The following is a 21,622-nucleotide window of genomic DNA, read 5'->3' as shown; positions in this document are numbered from 1 at the left end:
ATCCAGGAGTGGCTTTCGATGTGATCATCACCGGCGGACGGGTGCTCGACGGGACGGGGGCGCCGCCGTACCGGGCTGATCTGGCGATCACCGCGGACCGCGTCGCCGCCGTCGGCCGCCTCGACGGAGCCGAGGCCCGCCAGGTGGTGGACGCCGCCGGGCGGCTCGTGGCGCCCGGGTTCGTCGACTGCCACGCCCACGGCGACGCCGCGGTCTTCGACCCCGCGGTGCAGCTCGCGGCGCTGCGCCAGGGGGTGACGACGTTCGTGCTCGGGCAGGACGGGCTGTCGTTCGCGCCCGGCTCCGCCGAGACCGTGGCCTACGCCTCGCGCTACTTCGCCGCCGTCAACGGGCCCGCGCTCGCCGAAGGCCCGCTGACGGTGGCCGGGTTGCTCGGCTCCTACGACCGGGCGGTCGCCCTCAACACGGCCTATCTCCTCCCGCACGGGACGATCCGCTACGACGTGCTGGGCCCGTCATCCGCCGCACCCAACCCGGACGAGCTGCGCCGCATGGTCTCCCAGGTCGAGCGCGGGCTCGAGGAGGGGGCCGCCGGACTGTCGAGCGGGCTGGAGTACCTGCCCGGCCGCTACGCCTCCGCCGCCGAGCTGGCCGCGCTCTGCCGCCCGCTGGGCGGCCTGCCGTACGTCACCCACATGCGGGCCTACGGCGAGCGCGCCGGGACGGGCATGGCCGAGGTCGGCGAGATCGCCGCGCTGTCCGGGGCCGCCGTGCACGTCTCGCACCTGCACGGGCCCGCGGACGTGCTGCTGCCCCTGGTCGACTCGGCGCTCGACGGCGGGGTCGACCTGACCTTCGACACCTACCCCTACCTGCGCGGGAACACGATCCTGGCGATGGTGGTGCTGCCGCCGTCGGTGCCGGGGGCCGAGGTCGACCGGGCGCTGGAGATGCTCGAATCCGAGGACCTGTCCGCCTGGTGGGAGGGGCTGGGCGACACCTGGCCGCGGCTGACCATCTCGCACGCGCCGGGGCTGGCCTGGGCCGAGGGGCTGACCATGGTGGAGGCGGCCAAGCGGGAAGGCGTGGAGCCGGCCGAGTTCTGCCGGCGGCTGCTCATCTCGACGCGGCTGGAGGCGGGGTGCGTGACCGCGCGGCCCGACGAGGGGCCAGAAGGGGAGGAGTCGGTGCGGCGGGTGCTGCGGCATCCGGTGCACACGGGCGGGTCAGACGGGATCTATGTGGGTCGGCATCCGCATCCGCGGGGGTTCGGGGCCTTCGCCCGCTTCCTTGGGGTGCACGTGCGGGAGCTGGGCGACTGGACGTGGGAGCAGGCCGCCGTCCACCTGGCCTCGCACCCCGCGCGCCGCTTCGGGCTGGCCGATCGGGGGTTGCTGCGGGCCGGGTTCGCCGCTGACGTGGTGGTCTTCGACCCGGCCGTGGTCGCGGACGTCTCGACCTACGACGATCCCCGGGCCCTGGCGGTGGGGGTCGACGACGTGTTCGTCTCGGGCGTGCAGGTCCTGGCGGGTGGCGCACTCACGGGGAAGACCCCGGGAAGGGCGTTGAAACCGCGATAGGGAGCCAGATGGGTCCCGTGCGCCGTTGCGGCGGGGCAGTGTCACCGACTCGCCGGAAGCGCCGGTCGCGGGTCCTCAGCCGGAGTGCGGTGGGCGGCCGGTGGGGTGGCTCGCCGTACAAGATCATCGTCCAAAACGATAGGGTCATAACGTGCTGGAGGGGTACTCGCTGCCCGTGATGGTGGTGCGCAGCGACGCGCTGGAGCACAACATCGCGACGATGGCGGCTTTCGTGCGGGATCATGGCATGCAGCTGGCGCCGCACGTCAAGACGCATATGTCCGGCGAGATCGCGCGCCGGCAGCTTCAGGCCGGGGCGTGGGGGCTGACCGTGGCCACCGGGCGGCAGGCGATGGCCGCGCGCGGGTTCGGCGCCGACCGGATCATGGTGGCCAACCAGATCCTCGACCCCCAGGGGTTGCGGTGGGCGGCGACCGAGCTGGACGAGGACCCGGACTTCGAGTTCCTGAGCTTCGCCGACTCCCGGACGGGGGTCGACATCCTGGCCGCCCATGCCGGGGAGCGGCCCTTCCAGCTGCTGGTCGAGCTGGGACACGAGGGCGGGCGCGCCGGGTGCAGGTCGCTGGACGCGCTGCTCGACGTGGCCGCGTACGTGCAGGCCGTCGACGGGGTCGAGCTGGCGGGGGTCGCCGGGTACGAGGGAGCGCTGCAGAGCGCCGACGAGGTCCGGAAATATCTGGATCGGCTGCAGGAGGCAGTGGAGTACCTGCGGGTCAGGAACCCGATCCTGACGGTCGGCGGTAGCCAGTGGTTCGACGTGATCGGCCGCGAGCTGGTCGCCACCCAGGCCAGGATCCTGCTGCGCAGCGGCGCCTACGTCACCCACGACGACGGCTACTACCGACAGCGCACCCCGTTCAACCGCATCGAGGGTGAGCTGCGCCCCGCGCTCGAGGTCTTCGCCCACGTGCTCTCGACACCCGAGCCTGGGCTGGCGATCATCGGGATGGGCAAGCGCGACGCCCCCTACGACGAGGGCCTGCCCATCCCGCGGCGCGAGGGCGTCACCGTGGTCAAGATGCTGGACCAGCACACGATCGTGCACGGCGACCTGAACGTCGGCGAGGTGGTCAGTTTCGGCATCTCGCACCCGTGCACGGCCTTCGACAAGTGGCGCTCGCTGCCGCTGGTCGACGAGGACTACAACGTTGTCGGCACGATCAACACACATTTCTGAGGAGACCACGTGAAGAAGGAGCTCAGGACCACCGAAGGCGCCGCCCCCATCGGCGCGTACTCCCAGGGACTGGTGGTGGGCGACTTCGTCTACACCTCCGGCGCGGGCCCGCTCGACCCGCAGACCGGCGAGGTCGTCGGCGACGACATCGAGACCCAGACCCACCAGACCATGCGCAACCTGGGCGCGATCCTGGCGGCGCACGGGCTCGGCTTCGACGACGTGATCAAGTCCACGGTGCACCTGCAGCACCTCAAGCGGGACTTCGCCGGCTACAACGAGGTGTACAAGTCGTACTTCACCGAGCCCTATCCGGTCCGCACGACCGTGGGCTCCGACCTGATGAACATCCTGGTGGAGATCGACTTCGTCGCTCACAAGAGCGCGTAGGGTCGGTGCGTGGACAGTTCGGTATACGTCTTCGTCGAGGACCTGCGGGGCGAGGGCGTCGAGCGCGTGCTCGACAGGATCAGCGGGTACGGCGTGCGGGGCCTGACCGTGGGCGCCGCCCACCACGCCTCCCGTGACGTCACCCCGCACGGGCTGTCCAGGCTCACCATCCGCCACGACGGGGCCCACTTCGCCGCCCCGCACGACCTGTTCGCCCGGCTCCGCCCCGTCCCCGGCTACCTCGACGCGCTCGACGGGCTCCGCCAGGCGTGCACCGAGCGGGGACTGAAGCTGCACGGGTGGACCGTCTTCCTGCGCAACCTGACCCTCGGCGAGCAACACCCCGACGTGACCGTGCGTGACTGCTTCGGCGACAGGGGCTCGCTCACCGACCTGTGCCCCGCCCACCCCGACGTCCGCGAGTACGCGGTCGCGCTGGCCCGGGCGGTGGCCAGGCTGGGCATGGACAGCGTGGTGGCCGAGGCGCTGCACTTCAGGCCGCTCAAGCCGCAGCGCTCGTTCGTGCCGCTCGGACCGATGGACGCCTATCTGTTCGGGCTCTGCTTCTGCGACTACTGCATGGCGCGCGCCGCCGACCTGGGCGTCAACGCCGAGGTCGCGCGCGACGAGTGCGCCAGGATCGTGGGCGGCGTCCTCGACGGAGACCCGCCCGCCCAGGGCGAGGTGACCAGGGCCGCGCTGACCGCCTACGCCGGGCCCGAGGTGGTGGCCTACGCCCGCGCGCGTTCCGAGACGGTGACCACGCTGGTGTCCGAGGTGGCCTCCGCGGTGGCCGAGGAGGGATCCCGGTTGGTGTTCATCGACTCCACCGGGGCGGTCAAGGGATACACCGACGGGCTTCCCACGCCCGGGCTGGCCGCGCACGACGCCTGGCAGCTCGGGGTGGACCTGGTGGCGCTGGGAGACCTGGTGCCCGCGTTCGGGGTGCTGGCCTACGCCAGGGACGCCGCCAGGGTGGCCGACGACGTGGGCGCCTACCTGCGGTCCGTGGGCAAGGACCGGGAGGTGCGGGCCGTGCTGCGCCCCGGGTACCCCGACAGCGACTCCACCGACCGGCTCGTGGCCAAGGCCCGCGGCGCCAAGGCGGCCGGGGCGTCCGCGGTGGACTTCTACGCCTACGGGCTGGTGCCCCACCCGGTGCTCGACCGGATCCCGACGGCGCTCGGGGAGACGCCCTAGCCCTGTTTCGCGACGCCGTCCAGCACCGCGGCCACCGCGTCCTGGGCGAACTCGTCGTCGAGCGGGAGGCCGCGGAACACGGCCCTGATCCACACCGCCCCCGCCAGCAGGTCGATCACGAGCATCGGATCGGTCTCCGCGGTGAGCTCGCCCCGCCGTACCGCCCTGTCGAAGATCTCCTTCTCGCGCGCCATCCGGTCGGCGAAGAACCCGCGCACGTCCAGCTCGGGATGGTGTACGGCGGCGCCGAGCGCGGCGACCGCGATGTCACGTCCGGGCGGTTGCGTGAGCAGGCGCCTGATCCCCTCGACCACCGCCATCAGGTCGCCGCGCAGGCTGCCCGTGTCCGGCGGGTCGAAGCCGAGCGTGTCGGCCTCGACCAGGGCGGCGCCGAGCAGCGCGGCCTTCGACGGCCACCAGCGGTAGATCGTCGTCTTGTTGACCCCCGAGCGTTCCGCGACGCCCTCGATGGTCAGGCCGTCGTAGCCGCGCTCGGAGACCAGCCGCAGCGTCGCGTCGAAGATCTCCTGCTGCTTGCGTGGCGCCATGCGATCATTTTCGCCCCGCGAACGCGGTGAGCACGCCCAATCCCAGGTAGACCACGCCGCTGGCCTTCTTGAACGCCCGCGCTCTGCTGGCCAGCCGCTGTCCCAGCGCGCCCGCGGTGAAGGCGTAGATCATGTCGGACAGGAGCCCGAGGGACATCACCGTGACACCGAGCACCACGATCTGGAGCGCGGGCGAGCCCGCCCCGGGCCGGACGAACTGCGGCAGCAGGGCCAGGAAGAACAGCGTCACCTTGGGATTGAGCACGTTGACGACGATGCCCTCGGCGTACACCTTGGCCAGCGGCTGCGGTTCCGGCGCCTCGGCGATGGCCTCGGTCTTGCTGGTCAGGGCGCGGACGCCGAGGTAGAAGAGGTAGGCCACGCCGGCCCACTTGACGATGCCGAACAGCGTCGCCGACGTGCTGATCAGGTACGACAGGCCGGCCGCGGCGGCGCCGATGTGCACCAGCGTCCCGGTCTCCACGCCGAACGCGCTGGCCAGCGCCGCCGAACGGCCCTGGGCCAGGCCTCTGGCGGCGATGTAGAGGTGGTTCGGCCCCGGGACGATCACCAGGATCAACGAGGTGCCGACGAAGAGGACGAATGTCGACCAATGGATCATTTTTCGAAGCGTAGGCCGGATTTGGTCCTGCGTTGAGGGCCATTCGGTGACCGGGATCACGGACCAATGGGAATGTCGGTGCGGCGTGGCATAGTTGCTCCCGTGAACGGTCTTCTCGTTGGGCGTGCGGCTGAGCTGGCACGGCTCGTCCGCGTCCTCGAGTCCGCCGGCGCGGGCACCGCCGGCGTCGCGCTCATCGGCGGTGACGCGGGTATCGGGAAGACCAGACTGGCGACCGAGCTCGTCGCCGAGGCGCGCGAACGCGGCTTCCACGTGCTGGTCGGGCAGTGCGCCGAGCTCGGCGACGCCCTGCCGTACCTGCCGTTGGCCGACGCGCTGCGCGGCGCCGGGCCGGAGGTGCGCGAGGCCATCGCCGAGCGGCCGCTGCTCGGGCAGCTGCTGCCCGGCAGCGAGAGCGCGCCGCCGTCGGCGCTGACCCAGCAGCGGCTGTTCGGCTCGCTGCTCGGGTTGCTCGGCGAGGTGCAGCCCGTGCTGTTCGTGATCGAGGACCTGCACTGGGCCGACCGGTCCACCCGCGACCTGCTGGTGTTCCTCAGCCGGATGGTGCAGACCGAGCGCGTCTGCGTGGTCGGCACCTACCGCACCGACGACCTGCACCGCCGCCATCCGATGCGTTCGGTGCTGGCCGAGCTCAAGCGCCTGCCCACGGTCACGGCTCTGGAGGTCACGCCGCTCGGCTCTGGCGAAATGTCGGACTATGTGGCGACATTGGGGTCGGTTGATCCGCAGCGGCTCGGGGAGATCGTCACCCGGGCCGACGGCAACCCGTTCTACGCCGAGGAGCTCTTCGCCGCCATGGCCGAGGGCGACAGCCTGCCCGACGGGCTGGCCAGCCTGCTCATGTCCCGGGTCGAGGTGCTGTCGGAGTCCGGGCAGCGGGTGCTGCGCGCCGCCGCGGTCGCCGGTCGCCGGGTCGAGGACGAGCTGCTGCGCGAGGTCTCCGGGCTGCCGCTGGCCGACTTCGAGGAGGCCGTGCGGGAGATCGTCTCGCGCGGGCTGCTCAGGGTCGACGGCTACGGCTACGCGTTCCGCCACGCGCTGCTGCAGGAGGCCGTCTACACCGACCTGCTGCCCGGCGAGCGCACCAGGCTGCACGCCGCCTTCGCCGGCCTGCTCACCTCGCCCGCCGAGCTGGCCCACCACTACCTCGCCGGCCACGACCTGGCCGGCGCCCTGTCGGCCTCGGCCGAGGCCGGCCGCCTGGCCGAGCGGCTGGGCGCGCCCGCGGAGGCGCACAGCCACTACGACCAGGCACTCGGCCTGTGGGAGCGGGTCGAGGGCGCCGAGGCGCTGGCCGGCGAGAGCCGGGTCGTGCTGGCCTTCCGCAGCGCGGTCATGGCCGCCGACAGCGGCGACAACCACCGTGCCGTTCATCAGCTGCGCGCGCTGCCGTCCACCTCCGAGGTGAACGAGCGCCTGGCCTACTACCTCTACGAGATGGACGACCGCAGTTCCGTCGAGTTCGCCGAGCGGGCCGTCGAGACCGCCGGCTCCCAGACCCAGCTGGCCCGCGCGCTGGCCACGCTGTCGCGCACGCTCAGCTACACGCCCCGCCACACCGAGGTCGAGGACCTCATCGCCCGCGCGCTCGAAGCCGCAAGGACCGCCGGAGTCCGCGACGCCGAGGCGGGCGCGCTCATCACCCAGGCCGCCAGGGCCGAGCTGCAGGGCGACGTCGACCGGGCGCACACCATCATCGAGACCGCCACCACGATGAGCACCGGCGATCTGGCGATGGACCTGCGCGCCCGTTTCTTCCACGCCCGCATCCACTACGAGCAGGGCCTGCTCGAGGCCGCCGCCGACATGGCCGACGAGGGCATCCGCATGGCGCGCGAGTCCGGCCTGACCTGGAGCACCTACGGCACCGACCTCCGCTTCCTGCGCTTCCTGATCCACTACGTGGCCGGTGAGTGGGACCAGGCGGAGGCCGTCGCCGCCGGCTTCCCCGCCCGCGTCGGCACGATCCCCGAGGCCACGCTGTCCTCCTTCGCGCTGTTCATCGAGGTCGCCCGCGGGCTGCCCGCCGTGGAGCCCCGGCTTGAGCTGCTGCGCCCCTTCTGGTCCGACGGGCTGGTCGCGTACATGTCGCGCGGCCTCGCCGCCGAGCAGGCTCTGTGGAACGGTGACCCGGCCACCGCGCTCGAGCACGTCCACGCCGCCTTCGCGGCCCTCGACCCTGGCGACTCCGGCTCGGTCCGAGTCGCCGCCATGGGCCTGTGGGCGCTGGCCGACCTCGGCTCCCTGGAAGGGGCCGACTCGCTGATCGAGGCCGCGCGTTTCGCGATCACCGCCGGCCCCACCGGCCAGCGCGGCGAGATGGGTCCCGAGGGCCGCGCCTGGGCGCTGCGCGCCGAGGCCGAGTGGCACCGCGCCCACGGGCGCCTCGACGTCGACCTGTGGCGGGCCACCGTGACGGCCTTCGACTACGGCTTCGTCTACGAGACCGCCCGCGCCCGTTGGCGCCTGGCCGAAGCCCTCCTGGCCGCCGGCGACCGCGTCGCGGCCCAGGCCGAGTGGGAGCTCGCCCGCGAGACGGCAGGCAAGCTCCGCGCCGCGCCCCTGGAGACGGCCCTCACGGAGTTCGGCCGCCGCGCCCGATTCGGCGGCGCCCACGGCGACGGCGGGCTCACGGCCCGGGAGCTCGAAGTCCTCCGCCTCGTCGCCGAGGGGCTCACCAACCGGGAGATCGCCGAGCGGCTGTTCATCGCGCAGAAGACGGTCAGCGTGCACGTCTCCAACATCCTCGCCAAGCTCGACGCCTCCACCCGCACCCAGGCGGCCGCCACCGCCCGCTCCCGCGGCCTCCTCGGCTAGGCCCAGTTCTCCTTGAGGAAGACGGCCTCGCTCCGCTCGGACGTTCTTACTGAGGCTTAAAAGGCGTGGTCCTCGCTACGTTCGGGCGTTCATATGGAGGGTTAAAGGCATGGTCCTCGCGCTACGCGCTCGGGCTGTGTCCGAGTGGGGCACGCCCCACACCCCGGCGAGGGGCCGGGCCCCTCGCACTCCCCGGCCGGAGCCCGGGGACAAGCCGATCGGCGTGCCCGGATGGCTCACGAGCTTTGTATATAGGTGCCGGTGTCGGCGTCCATGGACTCACCACCGACCGGATCAGATCAACTGTGATGGCCTCCTCTACCTGGCTTTGCGCACGTAGCGGACGCTGGAAGTACTCGCAAGGTAGCCTTCCCCTATGACCGCCGAGCCGTTGCATGCCCTCGAGGATCCAGCGGAGATCTTGAGTGTTCTGCCGGAACGATGGCATGCCCAGTTTTTGGGGGAGTACCACACGGCCCTGGAAGCCGCCCATGAGGTCTGGCAGTTCAAGCAACTCCGTGAAGTCCTCCACAGGTGGCATCTGCGAGCAGCGGCGTTTTCGCATCAGGACTTCGATCGAGCGGAGCAGGCAGCTCTCGAGGGCCGACGGGAAGAGTTCGTGTCCGCGAAGGATGTCATCCCCGGTTGGCCGCGCGGCCTGTGAACTATCGCGTCGAGTTTCACGTAGCGGCGCTGGAGCAGTTGAAGGGATTGCCGAGCGATGCCTTCGACGCCTTGGTGCGGCGTGCCGTTGACCTTGTTCATGAGCCCTGGGATGCGCACGTCCTCGATCCAGAGCGTCCCGACATCCGAGAGACGACGTTCGGCGCATATGGAGTGCTGTACTTCCGGCTCCTTGAGGATGATGCGCTGATCTGGATCTTCAGCATTACCTGGGCCGGCTGATCGCGGATCTCTCGACGCTACGACGTGGCGCCAATCCCAGCGGAGGCGCCAGCCTAGTCCTGCGCGGAACGTCCGAGGTCGTGACCACTGATTGTGAGCAGTGTCACGCCTCGGCGGCGAAGAGGGCTGATCTGAACAGGGGCTCGCGGCTCGCTATTCCGGAAGCGTGACAGAGCTGAATATTCGTAAGCCGTACTTCGATCTCATCGTGGCAAAGGTCTAGGTTGCTAGCGTGCTAGCATGACAGCCGTGGGTGATGAGGATGTCAAGCAGTTCAACGTGTACCTGCCGATCGGGCTGATCAAGCAGGTCAAGCATCACGCCATCGAGTCCGAGATGTCCCTGTCGGCGTTGGTGGCCGAGGCGTTGCGCGTCTACCTCGACGCCCACGGGCAGCGGCGATCGGCTGAAGAGGAGGGTTGACATGGCGACCGAGGGCATCGAAGGCGTGTACCTGGAGACGCACAACTGGGGTAAGGCGGCCAGGTTCTATCAGGCGCTGGGGTTCGAGGTGGAGTTCTCGACCGGCGACGGCTCGGGGGTGCTGCGGAACGGCGGCGGGCCGTACCTTGTCCTGTCGGAGATTCCCGCGGATCGGGAGCCGCGGGTGCAGGTCGTGCTGAAGGTGGCCGATGCGGAGGCGTTCCAGGCCGACCCCGTGGTCGAGGTGGTCACGCCGTTCGAGGACACCCATTACGGGACGAAGGAGATGACCGTCCGCGATCCCGACGGGCGGATCTGGAGCCTGCAGGCCCCGGCCAAGGGCTGAACATGGCGCGCAGGTGGTGGACGCTGCTGGTGGCGAGCGCCGCGACGTTCATGCTGCTGCTCGACGTCACGATCGTGGTGGTCGCGCTACCGGACATCCAGCACGCGCTGCGCGCGGACTTCGCCGACCTGCAGTGGGTGACGGACGCCTACGCGTTGACGCTGGCGGCGCTGCTGCTCACGGCGGGGTCGCTGGCCGACAGGTACGGCAGGCGGCGCGTGTTCGCGGTCGGCCTGTCGATCTTCACCGTGGGTTCGGTGCTCTGCGGCGTCGCGCAGGGTCCGGCGATGCTGAGCGTGTCCAGGGCGGTGCAGGGGGCCGGTGGCGCGATCCTGTTCGCCACCTCGCTGGCGCTGATCGCCGGTGCCTTCCACGGCAGGGAGCGGGGCGTGGCCTTCGGGGTCTGGGGCGCGGTCGCGGGCGTGGCCACGGCGCTCGGTCCGATCCTCGGCGGCCTGATCACGACGGAGATCAGCTGGCGCGGGATCTTCCTGGTCAACCTGCCGATCGGCGTCGTCGCGATCGCCGTCGCGCTGACCAGGGTGGATGAGTCCCGCTCGCCGTACAGTGCGCGAATCGACTGGGCCGGCGTGGTCACACTGACGGCTGGGCTCTTCAGCCTGGTGTATGCGCTGATCAGGGCCAGTGAGACGGCGTGGGGCGAGCTCGGCGTCGTCGTCTGCTTCGGGCTGGCGGCGGTGCTGCTTGCCGGGTTCGTCGTGGTGGAGTCGCGGGTGCGCGAGCCGATGTTCGACCTGTCGCTGCTGCGGACGCCGACGTTCCTGGGCGGGTCGATCGCGGCGTTCGCGATGAACGCCTCGCTGTTCGCGATGTTCCTCTACATCGTGCTCTATCTCCAGAACGACCTCGGTTACAGCGCTCTGGGCACCGGTGCCCGGCTTCTGGTCGTCTCCGCCGGTACGGTGATCGCCGCGACGGTGGCGGGACGGCTGTCGAGCCACGTCCAGGTCCGGTGGCTGATCGGTCCGGGGCTGGTCCTGGTGGGGGCCGGGCTGCTGTTGATGCGGGGCCTGGACGCGCGGTCGGATTGGACGCACCTGGTCCCCGGGTTCATCGTCGCGGGTATCGGGACGGGCCTGGTCAATCCGCCCCTTGCCTCGACCGCGGTGGGCGTCGTGCCGGTCCACCGCTACGGCATGGCCTCGGGGGTGAACCAGACCTTCCGGCAGATAGGCATCGCCGTCGGCATCGCCCTGTACGGCTCGATCTTCGCCGCGTCCCTGCGCGCTGAGCTGTACGCGCGATTCGGCTCGCGTGACTACGCCGATCGGATCGCCGCCGCCGTCCAGCGGGGTGCGAAGCAGGCGGGCGTGGCGGGCGCGGCACTCAACGATGTGCTGCTCGTCAGCGGCATCCTGGCCCTCGTGGGCGGCGTGCTCGCCTTCGCGCTCATCCGCGGCAAGGACTTCGTCGCTGCTCAGGGGCCCGGCGCGCCGGTGGCCGCCGCGCCAGACCGCTGAGGCTTCCCGGATCCGGTACGGCGGCGCGGACGCGTGAAGCCGGATTGTCGGTGGCGTGTGGGAACCTTCGGGGGTGTCGACCTCCGAAGACCTTCCCCGCAGCCGCGACGAGGCGATCACCGCCGAGCAGGCGGGTCGCGTCCTGCGCTACCTCTACTTCTGGGGGCACACGGGGAGCCTGGTGCCCGGATGCCTTTCGCAGTGGTGGCCGGTGACCTTCACGGAAGACGGGCACACGTTCGCCTCGGCAGAGCACTACATGATGGCGCACAAGGCGTGGCTGTTCGGCGATGACGAGACGGCCGGGCGGATCCTGGAAACCTCCCATCCAGGCGAGGCCAAGAATCTCGGCCGTGCCGTACAGGGCTTCGACGACCAGGTGTGGAAGGCGGAGCGCTTCGGCATCGTCGTCAGGGGAAACGCTGCGAAGTTCGGGCAGCATGCCGAGTTACGCGAGTTCCTGCTCGGCACGCGGCAGCGCGTCCTGGTGGAGGCGAGCCCGCGCGACCGCATCTGGGGCATCGGCCTCACGGCCGCCGACGAGCGCGCCGCCAGCCCGTCGACCTGGCGCGGTTTCAACCTCCTCGGCTTCGCCCTCATGGCCGCCCGCGACACCCTCACCCCAGACTGACGCCTAGGTGTTGCCTGGGTAGGTGTTGCATGGGCTTGTACGGCAAGCCGCCGCCACCGGCCGCCCTCCGCACTTCGGCTGAGGGCCTGTGACCGGCGCTTCTGGCGAGTCGAGGACGCTCGCCCGCCGCCACGAGGCTTCGTGACCCGGGCACCACGGTCCCTCTGGCCCGCCACACCCTCGCATCTCCGCCGCGCGTGGGGTGGGGCGCGTGGAGTCCGGCTGGGCGCGTGGCTGGGCGATGACGTGGCGCGGGGATCGCCGTGGTGCACGGGCATCCGGGGGTGGGCGGGGAGGCGTGGCTGGGAGGTGGTTAGGGGCGGGGGTGGGAGCTGGCTCGGGCGTGGAGTTCTGTTTGGAGGACGATGCGGGTGGGCGGGCGGGAGGGGGTGTCGATGCGGTCCGCGAGAAGTTGCGCCGCGGCGCGGCCGAGTTCGTAGGTGGGCTGGCTGACCGTCGAGAGTGACGGGCGTGAGAGCCGGGCCCAGGGGATCTCGTCGAAGCCGATGACACCGATCTGCGCAGGCACCGCGACGCCGCGCTCCGCGAGGCATTCCATGGCGCCGACGGTCATGAGGTTGTTGGCGGCGAAGACGGCGTCCAGTTGCACGCCCTCGTCCAGGAGCGCGGCCATCGCCGTGTACCCGCCTTCTTCGCGGAAGTCGGCATGTCGTACCAGGGCCTTGTCCTGCGGAAGGCCGGCCAGGCGCAGGGCCCGCTGGTAGCCGCGCAGGCGGCGCATGGCGGTGGACATGCGGCGCGGCCCGGTGATGCAGGCGACGCGGCGGTAGCCGGACTCGACGAGGTGGGCGGTGGCCTGCTCGGCGCCCTTCTCGTTGTCGACCAGGACGGCGTCGACGTCCGTCTCGGGCAGTTCGCGGTCGATGGTGCACACGGCGGTGCCCGCAGCGACGAGGGCGCTGATGTCGGTGGTGTCGTCGGCGGGCGAGATGATCACGCCGGCCATGTTGTCGGAGAGCGCGACCGCGATGTACTCGGCCTCGCGCGCCGGGTTCTCGTCGGTGTTGCACAGGACGACCGAGTAGCCGTGCTGCCGTCCGACGTCCTCCACGCCGCGCACCAGCGAGGTGAAGAACGGGTTGCCGATGTCGGAGATCAGGACCGCCCAGAGCGTGGTCTGCCTGCGCCGCAGGTTGCGGGCCACGCCGTTGGGCCGGTAGCCCAGCTCGGCGACGGCCTCCTGCACCCGCGCGGCCAGCTCGGGGTTGACGGTGGCGCGCCCGTTGAGCACGCGCGAGACCGTCGCGGCGGAGACGCCCGCGTGCCGTGCCACGTCCTGGATCTTGAGCAACCTCGTCCCCCCCTGTGGTCGGATGACAGTGTAGGCCTTGCTGGAAATCGATTGCTCCAGGGCGCATCGTACGGCAAGCCGCGCGCAGGACCATGGCCGAGGAACTCCAGAAGGCCAGGACCAACGGTACGGCAGTAACCCCCGCACCGGGGGAGATCGATTTACCAGGCGGCCCGCTCATCCTCCAGGAGCGCGTACACCAGCTCGGGTTCGACGTCGAAGCGCATGACGGGTCGCTTTCCCGACCAGGCGGGCCAGCCGGGGTCACCTGTCCGCGCGAAGGACACCCAGGCCGCGTGCATGGCGTCGGCCAGCGGCTGCGGCGCGCCCGGCCCGGCCAGCGCGACGGCGTCCGCCGTGCGCAGCGTGTCGAAGACGAAGCCGATCTCCAGCGCGTGGCACGCCCCCAGGTCCTGCACGGGAGTGCGCCAGGCGAACTCGTACATGTACGTCCTGGACGTCCGCTCGTCGGCCAATCGGTTCAGCGGAACTCGCAGCACCTTGTCGGTGACCAGCGCCCCGAGCACCTCGCCCGGCTTGGCCCCCGGGCGGTGAGCCCGGTAGAGCCTGGCCACCCGCCCGCCGATCCGGTACTTCAGCCGCGCCAGAGCGAACGCGAGCGGCCCGATCCGGTCGACGAGACCGCTGGGCACGAACCAGAGCCGGTACTCCTCGGTGTTGTAGCCGACCATGAGCTCACCGTCGAACCGCCGGCCCGCACCGAGATCGACGATGCCGAAGGAGCGCGCGGCCGATTGCGCGTCCAGCAGCCGCTCCCGATCGACGTCGGCGAAGGCCGCCGCCGTCGCGGGAATCCCCAGCCTGCGCGCGATTTTCCTGGTCAGCCGTCTCGCCGCGGCCGGCCGTACGGTGTCGAGAGGACCGGACTGCATGATCGCCCGCCGGAACAGCCCGTCGCCCACGGACAGCAGGGCCCCCACCGAGATCGCTCCCGCGGACTCCCCGAAGACGGTCACGTTCCCCGGATCCCCGCCGAAGGCGGCGATGTGATCGCGAACCCACCGCAACGCCGCCAGCTGCGTACCCGGGCTCGGCGGGAGTTATGCCCAGGCTGTGGACGAGCAGGTCGCGCGAGGAGTCCCGAACCCCTCGATCCCCAGCCGGTAGTTGATCGACACGAGGACCACGCCATCCCTGGCGAAAGCCGTACCGTCGTACACGGCGGGCATGGACGACCCGTACCGCAACGAACCGCCGTGGATCCACACCATGACCGGCAGATCCCGCGCGCCCACCGGCTGTTTCCCGATGCCCCAGCCAATTTGGGGCTGCTGGACCTCATCGAAGGGCGGTCGCGCGTACGGCAGGCCGAGGAAGACCGCGACCCCGTCCGCCACCCGCCCGCGCACCCGCCCCGACGCGGTCTCCACGATCATCGGATCACCTCGTAGGGAACGGGCGAGTCGACACGGACCCGCGTGCCGTCGACCTCCACCGAGACCAGCCCGTGCGGCGTCGGCACGGCCCTACGCGCCCAGGCCAGGTCGCCGAGCCGGTGCGCGATCCGGACGCTGTCAGGACGCCCGTTACCGCCTCACCTCGGCGCTCACGAACGGCGAGCAGATCGCCGGTGTGGCCGCCAACTACCTGGTGCTCAGCCTGGCGCTGGAGGAGAGCACGCCGGTCACCAACCGGCGCCGCGCCCACCGGCTGCTGCGCCAGCTGGACGCCTTCGGCCACGGTCCCGCCCTGCCGATGCTCGACGGGTCCGGCGGGCCGCGGCGGCCGCTCTGCACCCGCACCCCAATACGGTCGGCTACCGGCTGCGCGAGGTGGCCAGGCTGACCTCGCTCGATCCCACGGACGACGCGCACGTCCAGCGTCTCGGCGCCGCTCTGGTCGCCCGGCGTACCGTGTGAGGATGAGCCACATTCATGATCCCGCGTGCGAGGTCGCGCACGTGGACGCGCCGCCCGCCGTGGCGGGCAGGACCCTGGTGGCGGTGTTCGCCTCTCCGGTGGCCTCCCATCTGCTGCGGTTCGGGGCCGAGCTGGGCTTCCGCCCCGTCCTGTTCGAGCCGGACGAGTCCCGCGACATGCCCGGATTTATCGTGATGCGGTCGCTTGGCGACTGGCTCGACGGCTCCGCCGACGTGGTCCTCACCGACCACCACCGCGACGAGATCGGTCCCGTGCTGCGTGACGTACTCAAGAGCCAGGCTCGCTGGATCGGCATCATGGGCAGCCCGCGCCACACTGGCCCGCACGTGGCGGCGCTCACCGAACTGGGCGTGCCGCCGGAGGAGATCGCCCGGGTGCACCGGCCGATCGGGCTCAACATCGGCTCGCAGACGCCGCCGGAGATCGCCGTGGCCACGCTGGCCGGGCTGATCGCCGACAGGAACGGGCGGCCGGGAGGGTTCTCGTTCTCCGACATTTCGTGACAAGTTTGGCTATGTCTTGATCATTGGTTCACGCCGGTGTCAGATGGTCTGTCCGTAATCCCCCTTTAGGACAGGAGCCACATGCGTCTCGGGCGTATCTCCGCACTCCTCGCCGCCGCCCTCATCGGACTCGTCGCCTCGCCCGCTGTGGCGGACGACTACGGCAAGGGCGGGATCCGGATCAACCAGATCCAGACCATGGCCACCCACAACAGCTACCACCGCGAGCTGACCGACGCCGAGAAGGACGTCCAGCGCAAGACGGACAACGGCTGGTGGAACCTGCAGTACTCACACCCCGCGCTGCCCCTGCAGTTCGAGAACGAGCACGTGCGCGGCATCGAGCTGGACGTCTTCCCCGACCCGCAGGGCGGCCTCTACGCCAACCCGCTGGTCAGGCGCGACGCAGGCCTGCCCGCGCTGACCGACCCCGAGCTGCGCAAGCCCGGCTTCAAGGTGCTGCACTGGGCCGACCACGACTACGGCTCCAACTGCGTCAGCCTCGCGCTCTGCCTGCGCCAGGTGAAGAGCTGGTCCGACGCGCACGCCGGGCACGTGCCGCTGACGATCCTGATCGAACTGAAGAGCACCGACCCGGCCAAGGAGGCCATGGGCGGCGCCAAGAGCCCCGCCTGGGACACGCCGCTGCTCGACGCCCTCGACGCCGAGATCCGCTCGGTCCTGTCGGACGACCGCCTCATCACGCCCGACGACATCCGCAAGCCTGGGCTCACGCTCGAGCAGTCTGTGCTGAAGTACGGCTGGCCGCGCCTGGACGAGTCCCGTGGCAAGGTCATGTTCCTCATGGACAACCAGGATCCGAAGTTCCAGACCCCCTACCTGGCCGGCAAGCCCAACCTCGAGGGCCGGGTCCTGTTCACCAACTCCCGGCCCGGGCGCGCCGACGCGGCCTTCGTCGAGTGGAACGACCCGACGGGCGCCAACGTGGCCCAGATCCAGGACTTCGTCCGCAAGGGCTATTACGTCAGGACCCGCTCCGACGTCCCCTTCACCGAGGCGCGCTCCGGCGACACGACCCGCCTCACCAACGCCCTCGACAGCGGCGCCCAGATGATCAGCACCGACTTCCCGGCGGTCGGCCTCGCGGCCCGCAACGGCACGGACTACGTCGCCCAGCTCCCCGGCGGGGCGGTCGCCCGCTGCAACCCGATCACCGCCCCTCACAACTGCCACGACCGCGGCCTCGAATAGCCGTCCGACCACGGCCTCGAGCCGCCCGCACCGTCGCCCACCAGGCGACGGTCCTGGCGGCCAGCTGCCGTTTCGGCGGTGGCTGCCGCGATCGCGGGCTGAGGTGAGTGGATTGTCGGTGGAGCGGGGCATCATCTTCGCCATGACGAGTGTTGGCGCAGTGCTGGTGCCCCAGTTCCCGCCCGAGCGGATGCGTTCCATCGCCGTGGCCGCCGAGGAGGCCGGCCTAGAGGAGCTCTGGCTCTGGGAGGACTGCTTCCTGCAGGGCGGGATCGCCTCCGCCGCCGCGCTGCTGGCCTGGACGCGACGGCTGCGCATCGGCATCGGCGTGCTGCCGGTGCCGCTGCGCAACGTCGCGCTCACGGCCATGGAGGTGGCCACCCTCCACCGCCTCTTCCCCGACCGGGTGACGGTCGGCGTCGGCCACGGCGTGCAGGACTGGATGGCTCAGGTAGGCGCCCGTGCCGAGTCGCCCATGACCCTGCTCCGCGAATACCTTGACGCCCTGCGCGCCCTCATGCGCGGCGAGCGGGTGACGACGCACGGCCGCTACGTCCACCTGGACGACGTGGCCCTCGACTGGCCCCCCACCACGCCACCCCCGATCCTCGCCGGAGCCACGGGCCCCCGCACCCTCCGCCTCACCGGCGAAGCCGCCGACGGCGCCATCCTCACGGCCCGCACCACCCCCGCCCAGGTCCGCCAGGCCCACGACACCATCGCCGAAGCCCGCGCCGCCCTGCCCGGCCCCCACCCCCTGGTAGTCAACGTCCTGGCGGCCACCGGCCCCGACGCCCGCACCCGCCTGGCAGCCGAACGCCGCCGACGAAACTACCCACCCGCCACCCCCACGGAAGTGGCAGGCGACCCCCAGGACGCCGCCTACGCCCTGACCCACTGGGCCGCCGCGGGCGCCACCCACCTCATCCTCCAACCCACCGCCGACGACCCGGACCCCGAAGCCTTCATCCGCTTCGCCGCCCAAACCGCCACCCTCCTAACCCACTGACCGAAGCGCCGCTCCAAGCACCGGGCCGGCGAGCCGATGTACACGGGAGCCCAGCGCACCACGTACGAGATCGCCGCCAGGCCCGGCGAACGGGGACCCGCCACACCGCGTACGCCGAGTAAGAGCGCCGCCTGGCATCAGGTCCGGCGAACGGGAAGCATGCGTCGAGTGAGTACCGTGGGGCCGCATACCGGGGCGTACCGCGGTGACCCTCGGGCGCCGGGTCGGCGGGATGGTGTACGGCGGAGTCCGGCGCGACGCGTGCGGTGAGTAAGAGGGCCGGTCGGCATGCCAGGGATTCGGTGAACGGGGACTCGTATCGAGGTGGTGTTCGGGCGGGGACCGGCCAGGGGCTGGAGGCTTGGGCATCATGGCTCTTCTTCGAGGAGGCGGAGGTCGGGCGGGACCAGGGTGATGCTGTCCAGGAGTTCGAGCATCAGGTTGTGGTTGAGGGCGTTGCCGACCGGCTGGCCGACCTCCTCCCGGGTGAGCCCGGACACGCCACCCCTGGACAGCCTGGTCCGCACCGCCACCACCGTGTGTTCGACGCGCTTGGCCGTCCAGCCCGCGCCCGGCTGCGTCTCGTCCAGCAGGTCGGCGGCCTGCTGCCAGGTGAGCGGCTGCGGATGCGCCTCGTACAGCAGGTAGCGCTGCCCGAGCGCGACCAGGGCCAGCCGCTCGTCCGGCGAGAGCCGCCACGTCCTGGGCGGCTGGGTGATCTCGTCCGGCCGGGCCGAGGGGAAGTTCCCGCGCGGGCCCTGCACATACGCCTCAAGCAGGTGCTGGCGCGTGCCCGGCAGGAACAGCGGCGTGTACCCATCGGCCAGCGGCATCGGGTCGTACTCGCGGTAGACCCGGCGCCCGCCGGGCAGCCGGATCGGGACGTGGCCGAGCGCGCGCACGCACCACACGCCGCACTCCCTGGTCAGCGAGCCGTGCCTGCGGCTGACCCGCCGGTCGTTCTCGCCCACGCACAGGTCCACCGCGTTCCTGTTGCGCCCGAAGACGACCGTGCGGCCTTCCACGGGCTCGACGACCAGGGCGCCACCGATCGCCTGCAGATGCAGCGTGCCGGGCGCGGACGGTGACACGCCGAACGCGAGGCTGTCGATCATTCGGGAACCCTCCCGGGCGCGAGTCCTAGCCTCGGGAACACCCCACGAGAAAGGACGATCATGTTCAGGACGGGCATCGCGCTCCTGACCCTCACGACCGCCCTCCAGGCCGCCCCCGCGCAGGCCGCCACGAGCGCGCACCCCTGCTTCGACGGCAGCTGCGAGATCACTGTGACGCGCCCGGCGAGCTTCCGCGTCTCCAGCAGGTACGGCATCACCAGGATCTCCATCACCAGGCAATCGGGCGGCATGGTCCGCGTGCGCGGGTACGGCGGCGGCGTCTCCCTGGAGGTCCGCTTCGACAGGTACGGCAGCGGCCGCCTCAACAACCTGCTGGTCACCCCGGTCTCCATCAAGCGGCACTCGGCGACGTTGCGCTTCCGGCCGCTGTAGCGGGCAGCCGGGCGGCAGCCGTACGCGCCAGGTCGAGGGCGGGGTCGCAGAGCCGCGACGAGGAGCCGGACACGGCGACCAGCAGGAGCTCGGCCACCGGCTGCGCGCCGGCGGCCAGCGTCCGGTGCACGACCCTGACCGCGCAGGTGTGCGCGCCGTACCCGTCCTGCGAGACATAGGCGTCGTGCCCGGCGAGCCGGACGTGCCGCCCGTCGCTGGGTCCGAGTGGCGCGTTCTGGTCGAAGCGGACCAGCAGCCAGGACCGGTCCCCTGGCTCGCGCCAGCGGCACTCCCACCGCCCGAACCCCACTTCCGGGCTCGGGCCGAGCCCGGGCAGCCGCGCCAGGTCGCCGGGACGCAGCAGGCGTGGCCCCCAGCGAGAAGACGTCGGAGGCGGGGCTGGGGTCGGCGCCGTTGGCCACCTCGGGCGCTACATAGGCGGGCGTGCCGATCACCGTGCCGACGTCGGTGATCGTGATCTCGCCGTCGGGAGAGCGCGAGATGCCGAAGTCGCCCAGCTTGGCCTGCCCGTGGTCCGACAGCAGCACGTTGCCCGGCTTCACGTCCCTGTGCAGGACGCCCGCCTCGTGCACCGCGCGCAGCCCGCAGGCCAGCTGGACGCCGATCTCGGCGACCCGGCCGGGCGGCAGTGTGCCGTGCTCGGCCAGGCTCCTGGCGGGCACGTACTCCATGACCAGCCACCACGCGCCGCCGTCGGGCACCAGGTCGTACACGGTGACCACGTTGGGGTGGCTCACCCTGGCCAGGATCCGCGCCTCCCGCCTGAGCAGCGCGACCCGCTGGTCGTCGCCGGTCAGCGCCCGTTTGACGGCCACCACCCGGCCGAGCTCCTCGTCCACGGCACGCCACACCATGCCGTTGCCGCCGGAGCCGATCCGCTCCTCCAGCCGGTATCGGTCCGCGACCGCGTGAACGGACTCCACCGTCCCTCCGGATCCCGCACGATCGGATACGCACAGCAATGTACGCCACGGTTTGCCGTCGGTCAGGACAAAGCGTTAAGCGCCCGATCGACGTCCGCGACGGTGTTGTAGACGTGGAAGCCGGCGCGGACCTTCCCGGCGCGGACCGCGGCGCGGATGCCGGCCGCGGCCAGGCGCTCGCCGGGGGCGTCGACGGTGACGATGGCGCTGTCGGAGGGCTCGAGCCCGAGCCCGGTGCGGAAGCGGTTGGCCAGAGCCACGTTGTGCTCGCGGATCCGCTCGATACCCAGGTCGTTGAGCAGGTCGAGCGCGGGCGCGGCGCCGACGTAGGAGAACCAGGCGGGCGACAGGTCGAAGGCGCGGGCGTCGTCGGCCAGACGCAGGGGAGGGCCGTAGTAGACGTCGGCGCCGTACCAGTTGGCGGCCAACGGGCGCATGCGCTCGCGTAGGTCGGGCGCCAGGTAGCCGAACGAGGCGCCGCGCGGCGCCATGAGCCACTTGTAGCCCGTACAGGCCAGCGCGTCGATCCCGGAGACGTCGACGGGCAGCCAGCCGCAGGCCTGCGAGCCGTCGGCGATGACCAGCGCACCGTGCGCGCGGGCGGCGGCCACGATGTCGGCCAGCGGTGCGACCTGGCCGGTGGCCGACTGGACCAGGCTGAAAGCGACGGCGGCCGTCGAATCGGTGATCGCCTCGGCCAGCCGTTCCGCGGGCACGGTCTCGACGTCGGCGGCCACCAGCCAGGGGAAGAGGTTGCTGGTGAACTCGATCTCCGGAACGACGACCTTGGCCCCCTCGGGCAGCGCGGTGGCCACGACGGACATGATCTGGGACACGGTCGAGCTGATCATCACGTCGGCCGGGGAGGCGCCGATCATGCGGGCGAAGCCGGCCCTGGCTCGCCCGACGGAGGCGTCCCACGGCTTCCAGTCGCTGCTTCCGTGCCGCCACTGCGTCAGTACGGCCTGCAGTTCCTCGAAGGCCTGCCGCGGGGGCAGGCCGTAGGAGGCGGTGTTGAGCCAGCCCGGTTCCGCGTCCCACAGCAGGTGCGCGTCGGCTATGTCCATGTAGCCGAGCGTAGCGATCGGTTCACATGGTAGAAACTCCGG

General features: G+C 71.3%; 23 protein-coding genes and 1 pseudogene. 16 read left to right on the top strand and 8 right to left on the bottom strand.

The annotated features are described in order from the left end of the window. Positions 1-8 precede the first annotated feature (8 nt). The 4 genes from ACIBHX_RS07380 (at position 9) to ACIBHX_RS07365 (ending at position 4,329) form a co-directional block, all read left to right on the top strand. Positions 9-1,541: an amidohydrolase family protein gene (locus ACIBHX_RS07380; protein WP_397065174.1), complete on the top strand. Its 1,533-nt coding sequence runs from the start codon at positions 9-11 to the stop codon at positions 1,539-1,541. A 151-nt stretch (positions 1,542-1,692) separates the two neighbouring features. Continuing rightward, a complete protein-coding gene (locus ACIBHX_RS07375) occupies positions 1,693-2,739 on the top strand; it encodes an alanine racemase (protein ID WP_397065172.1) in 1,047 nt (348 codons plus the stop codon). Between the two features lie 9 nt (positions 2,740-2,748). After that, positions 2,749-3,129 carry a RidA family protein gene (locus ACIBHX_RS07370; RefSeq protein ID WP_397065170.1) on the top strand — a complete coding sequence of 127 codons (381 nt, stop codon included), beginning with the start codon at positions 2,749-2,751 and terminating at the stop codon, positions 3,127-3,129. Positions 3,130-3,138: 9 nt separating this feature from the next. Further along, positions 3,139-4,329, top strand: coding sequence for a hypothetical protein (locus ACIBHX_RS07365; RefSeq protein ID WP_397065168.1), 1,191 nt, complete (start codon positions 3,139-3,141; stop codon positions 4,327-4,329). Here the strand turns inward: ACIBHX_RS07365 and ACIBHX_RS07360 are convergent. Next, positions 4,326-4,877, bottom strand: a complete 552-nt coding sequence (locus ACIBHX_RS07360) for a TetR/AcrR family transcriptional regulator (protein WP_397065166.1) — start codon at positions 4,875-4,877, stop codon at positions 4,326-4,328. The genes ACIBHX_RS07365 and ACIBHX_RS07360 overlap by 4 nt on opposite strands. Before the next feature lie 4 nt (positions 4,878-4,881). Further along, complete coding sequence (locus tag ACIBHX_RS07355; RefSeq protein WP_397065165.1) at positions 4,882-5,499, bottom strand: LysE family translocator; 618 nt, start codon at positions 5,497-5,499, stop codon at positions 4,882-4,884. Positions 5,500-5,601: 102 nt separating this feature from the next. Here ACIBHX_RS07355 and ACIBHX_RS07350 point away from each other — a divergent pair, with 102 nt between their 5' ends. From ACIBHX_RS07350 to ACIBHX_RS07320, 7 genes are all read left to right on the top strand, one after another. After that, positions 5,602-8,337 carry an AAA family ATPase gene (locus tag ACIBHX_RS07350; protein ID WP_397065163.1) on the top strand — a complete coding sequence of 912 codons (2,736 nt, stop codon included), beginning with the start codon at positions 5,602-5,604 and terminating at the stop codon, positions 8,335-8,337. Between the two features lie 376 nt (positions 8,338-8,713). Next, positions 8,714-9,001: a DUF6247 family protein gene (locus tag ACIBHX_RS07345; RefSeq protein ID WP_397065161.1), complete on the top strand. Its 288-nt coding sequence runs from the start codon at positions 8,714-8,716 to the stop codon at positions 8,999-9,001. Next, positions 8,998-9,243: a hypothetical protein gene (locus ACIBHX_RS07340; RefSeq protein ID WP_397065160.1), complete on the top strand. Its 246-nt coding sequence runs from the start codon at positions 8,998-9,000 to the stop codon at positions 9,241-9,243. Before ACIBHX_RS07345 ends, ACIBHX_RS07340 begins: the two co-directional genes overlap by 4 nt. A 249-nt stretch (positions 9,244-9,492) precedes the next feature. Continuing rightward, positions 9,493-9,666, top strand: coding sequence for a CopG family transcriptional regulator (locus ACIBHX_RS07335; protein WP_397065158.1), 174 nt, complete (start codon positions 9,493-9,495; stop codon positions 9,664-9,666). Between the two features lies 1 nt (position 9,667). Further along, positions 9,668-10,012 (top strand): VOC family protein, encoded by a 345-nt coding sequence (locus tag ACIBHX_RS07330; RefSeq protein WP_397065156.1) that lies wholly within the window; start codon positions 9,668-9,670, stop codon positions 10,010-10,012. Positions 10,013-10,014: 2 nt separating this feature from the next. After that, the gene (locus tag ACIBHX_RS07325; protein WP_397065154.1) at positions 10,015-11,493 is read left to right on the top strand and encodes an MFS transporter; all 1,479 of its coding nucleotides are present in this window, start codon (positions 10,015-10,017) and stop codon (positions 11,491-11,493) included. Between the two features lie 73 nt (positions 11,494-11,566). Next, on the top strand, positions 11,567-12,124 hold the full coding sequence (locus ACIBHX_RS07320) for an NADAR family protein (RefSeq protein WP_397065153.1): 558 nt from the start codon (positions 11,567-11,569) through the stop codon (positions 12,122-12,124). 313 nt (positions 12,125-12,437) lie between these two features. On the opposite strand, the gene ACIBHX_RS07315 is transcribed toward ACIBHX_RS07320, so the two are convergent. The 3 genes and pseudogenes from ACIBHX_RS07315 to ACIBHX_RS07305 form a co-directional block, all read right to left on the bottom strand. Next, entirely contained in the window at positions 12,438-13,436 is a 999-nt protein-coding gene (locus ACIBHX_RS07315; protein WP_397065151.1) for a LacI family DNA-binding transcriptional regulator, read from the bottom strand. A gap of 161 nt (positions 13,437-13,597) precedes the next feature. After that, positions 13,598-14,128, bottom strand: a complete 531-nt coding sequence (locus ACIBHX_RS07310; protein ID WP_397066047.1) for a carboxylesterase family protein — start codon at positions 14,126-14,128, stop codon at positions 13,598-13,600. 114 nt (positions 14,129-14,242) lie between these two features. Next, positions 14,243-14,833, bottom strand: a pseudogene (locus ACIBHX_RS07305) (carboxylesterase family protein); the annotation flags it as partial. A gap of 196 nt (positions 14,834-15,029) precedes the next feature. Here ACIBHX_RS07305 and ACIBHX_RS07300 point away from each other — a divergent pair. The 5 genes from ACIBHX_RS07300 to ACIBHX_RS07280 all read left to right on the top strand — a co-directional run bounded on the left by ACIBHX_RS07300 (position 15,030) and on the right by ACIBHX_RS07280 (position 18,061). Then, a complete protein-coding gene (locus ACIBHX_RS07300) occupies positions 15,030-15,242 on the top strand; it encodes a hypothetical protein (protein ID WP_397066077.1) in 213 nt (70 codons plus the stop codon). Further along, positions 15,188-15,316, top strand: a complete 129-nt coding sequence (locus tag ACIBHX_RS07295) for a helix-turn-helix domain-containing protein (protein ID WP_397066046.1) — start codon at positions 15,188-15,190, stop codon at positions 15,314-15,316. Before ACIBHX_RS07300 ends, ACIBHX_RS07295 begins: the two co-directional genes overlap by 55 nt. A gap of 2 nt (positions 15,317-15,318) precedes the next feature. After that, positions 15,319-15,840 carry an XdhC family protein gene (locus tag ACIBHX_RS07290; protein ID WP_397065150.1) on the top strand — a complete coding sequence of 174 codons (522 nt, stop codon included), beginning with the start codon at positions 15,319-15,321 and terminating at the stop codon, positions 15,838-15,840. Positions 15,841-15,921: 81 nt separating this feature from the next. Further along, the gene (locus ACIBHX_RS07285; RefSeq protein ID WP_397065148.1) at positions 15,922-17,052 is read left to right on the top strand and encodes a phosphatidylinositol-specific phospholipase C1-like protein; all 1,131 of its coding nucleotides are present in this window, start codon (positions 15,922-15,924) and stop codon (positions 17,050-17,052) included. Between the two features lie 142 nt (positions 17,053-17,194). Beyond that, positions 17,195-18,061, top strand: coding sequence for an LLM class flavin-dependent oxidoreductase (locus ACIBHX_RS07280; RefSeq protein WP_397065146.1), 867 nt, complete (start codon positions 17,195-17,197; stop codon positions 18,059-18,061). 368 nt (positions 18,062-18,429) lie between these two features. On the opposite strand, the gene ACIBHX_RS07275 is transcribed toward ACIBHX_RS07280, so the two are convergent. The 3 genes from ACIBHX_RS07275 to ACIBHX_RS07265 all read right to left on the bottom strand — a co-directional run bounded on the left by ACIBHX_RS07275 (position 18,430) and on the right by ACIBHX_RS07265 (position 21,580). Then, positions 18,430-19,176 (bottom strand): hypothetical protein, encoded by a 747-nt coding sequence (locus ACIBHX_RS07275; protein ID WP_397065144.1) that lies wholly within the window; start codon positions 19,174-19,176, stop codon positions 18,430-18,432. Then, on the bottom strand, positions 19,173-20,513 hold the full coding sequence (locus ACIBHX_RS07270; RefSeq protein ID WP_397065143.1) for a serine/threonine-protein kinase: 1,341 nt from the start codon (positions 20,511-20,513) through the stop codon (positions 19,173-19,175). Before ACIBHX_RS07270 ends, ACIBHX_RS07275 begins: the two co-directional genes overlap by 4 nt. Before the next feature lie 62 nt (positions 20,514-20,575). Further along, the gene (locus ACIBHX_RS07265; protein WP_397065141.1) at positions 20,576-21,580 is read right to left on the bottom strand and encodes an aminotransferase class V-fold PLP-dependent enzyme; all 1,005 of its coding nucleotides are present in this window, start codon (positions 21,578-21,580) and stop codon (positions 20,576-20,578) included. Between the last annotated feature and the right edge of the window lie 42 nt (positions 21,581-21,622).

The organism is Nonomuraea sp. NPDC050536, from assembly GCF_044457685.1.
GTDB lineage: Bacteria > Actinomycetota > Actinomycetes > Streptosporangiales > Streptosporangiaceae > Nonomuraea.
This window is presented reverse-complemented; position numbering and strand designations above follow the sequence as displayed.

Excerpts from the sequence above, each read along its gene's own strand:
- ACIBHX_RS07275 (WP_397065144.1), bottom strand. The coding sequence starts at position 19,176 with ATGATCGACAGCCTCGCGTTCGGCGTGTCACCGTCCGCGCCCGGCACG.
- ACIBHX_RS07330 (WP_397065156.1), top strand. The coding sequence starts at position 9,668 with ATGGCGACCGAGGGCATCGAAGGCGTGTACCTGGAGACGCACAACTGG.
- ACIBHX_RS07345 (WP_397065161.1), top strand. The coding sequence starts at position 8,714 with ATGACCGCCGAGCCGTTGCATGCCCTCGAGGATCCAGCGGAGATCTTG.
- ACIBHX_RS07285 (WP_397065148.1), top strand. The coding sequence starts at position 15,922 with ATGCGTCTCGGGCGTATCTCCGCACTCCTCGCCGCCGCCCTCATCGGA.
- ACIBHX_RS07310 (WP_397066047.1), bottom strand. The coding sequence starts at position 14,128 with ATGGTCGGCTACAACACCGAGGAGTACCGGCTCTGGTTCGTGCCCAGC.
- ACIBHX_RS07355 (WP_397065165.1), bottom strand. The coding sequence starts at position 5,499 with ATGATCCATTGGTCGACATTCGTCCTCTTCGTCGGCACCTCGTTGATC.
- ACIBHX_RS07290 (WP_397065150.1), top strand. The coding sequence starts at position 15,319 with ATGAGCCACATTCATGATCCCGCGTGCGAGGTCGCGCACGTGGACGCG.
- ACIBHX_RS07280 (WP_397065146.1), top strand. The coding sequence starts at position 17,195 with ATGACGAGTGTTGGCGCAGTGCTGGTGCCCCAGTTCCCGCCCGAGCGG.
- ACIBHX_RS07360 (WP_397065166.1), bottom strand. The coding sequence starts at position 4,877 with ATGGCGCCACGCAAGCAGCAGGAGATCTTCGACGCGACGCTGCGGCTG.
- ACIBHX_RS07265 (WP_397065141.1), bottom strand. The coding sequence starts at position 21,580 with ATGGACATAGCCGACGCGCACCTGCTGTGGGACGCGGAACCGGGCTGG.
- ACIBHX_RS07325 (WP_397065154.1), top strand. The coding sequence starts at position 10,015 with ATGGCGCGCAGGTGGTGGACGCTGCTGGTGGCGAGCGCCGCGACGTTC.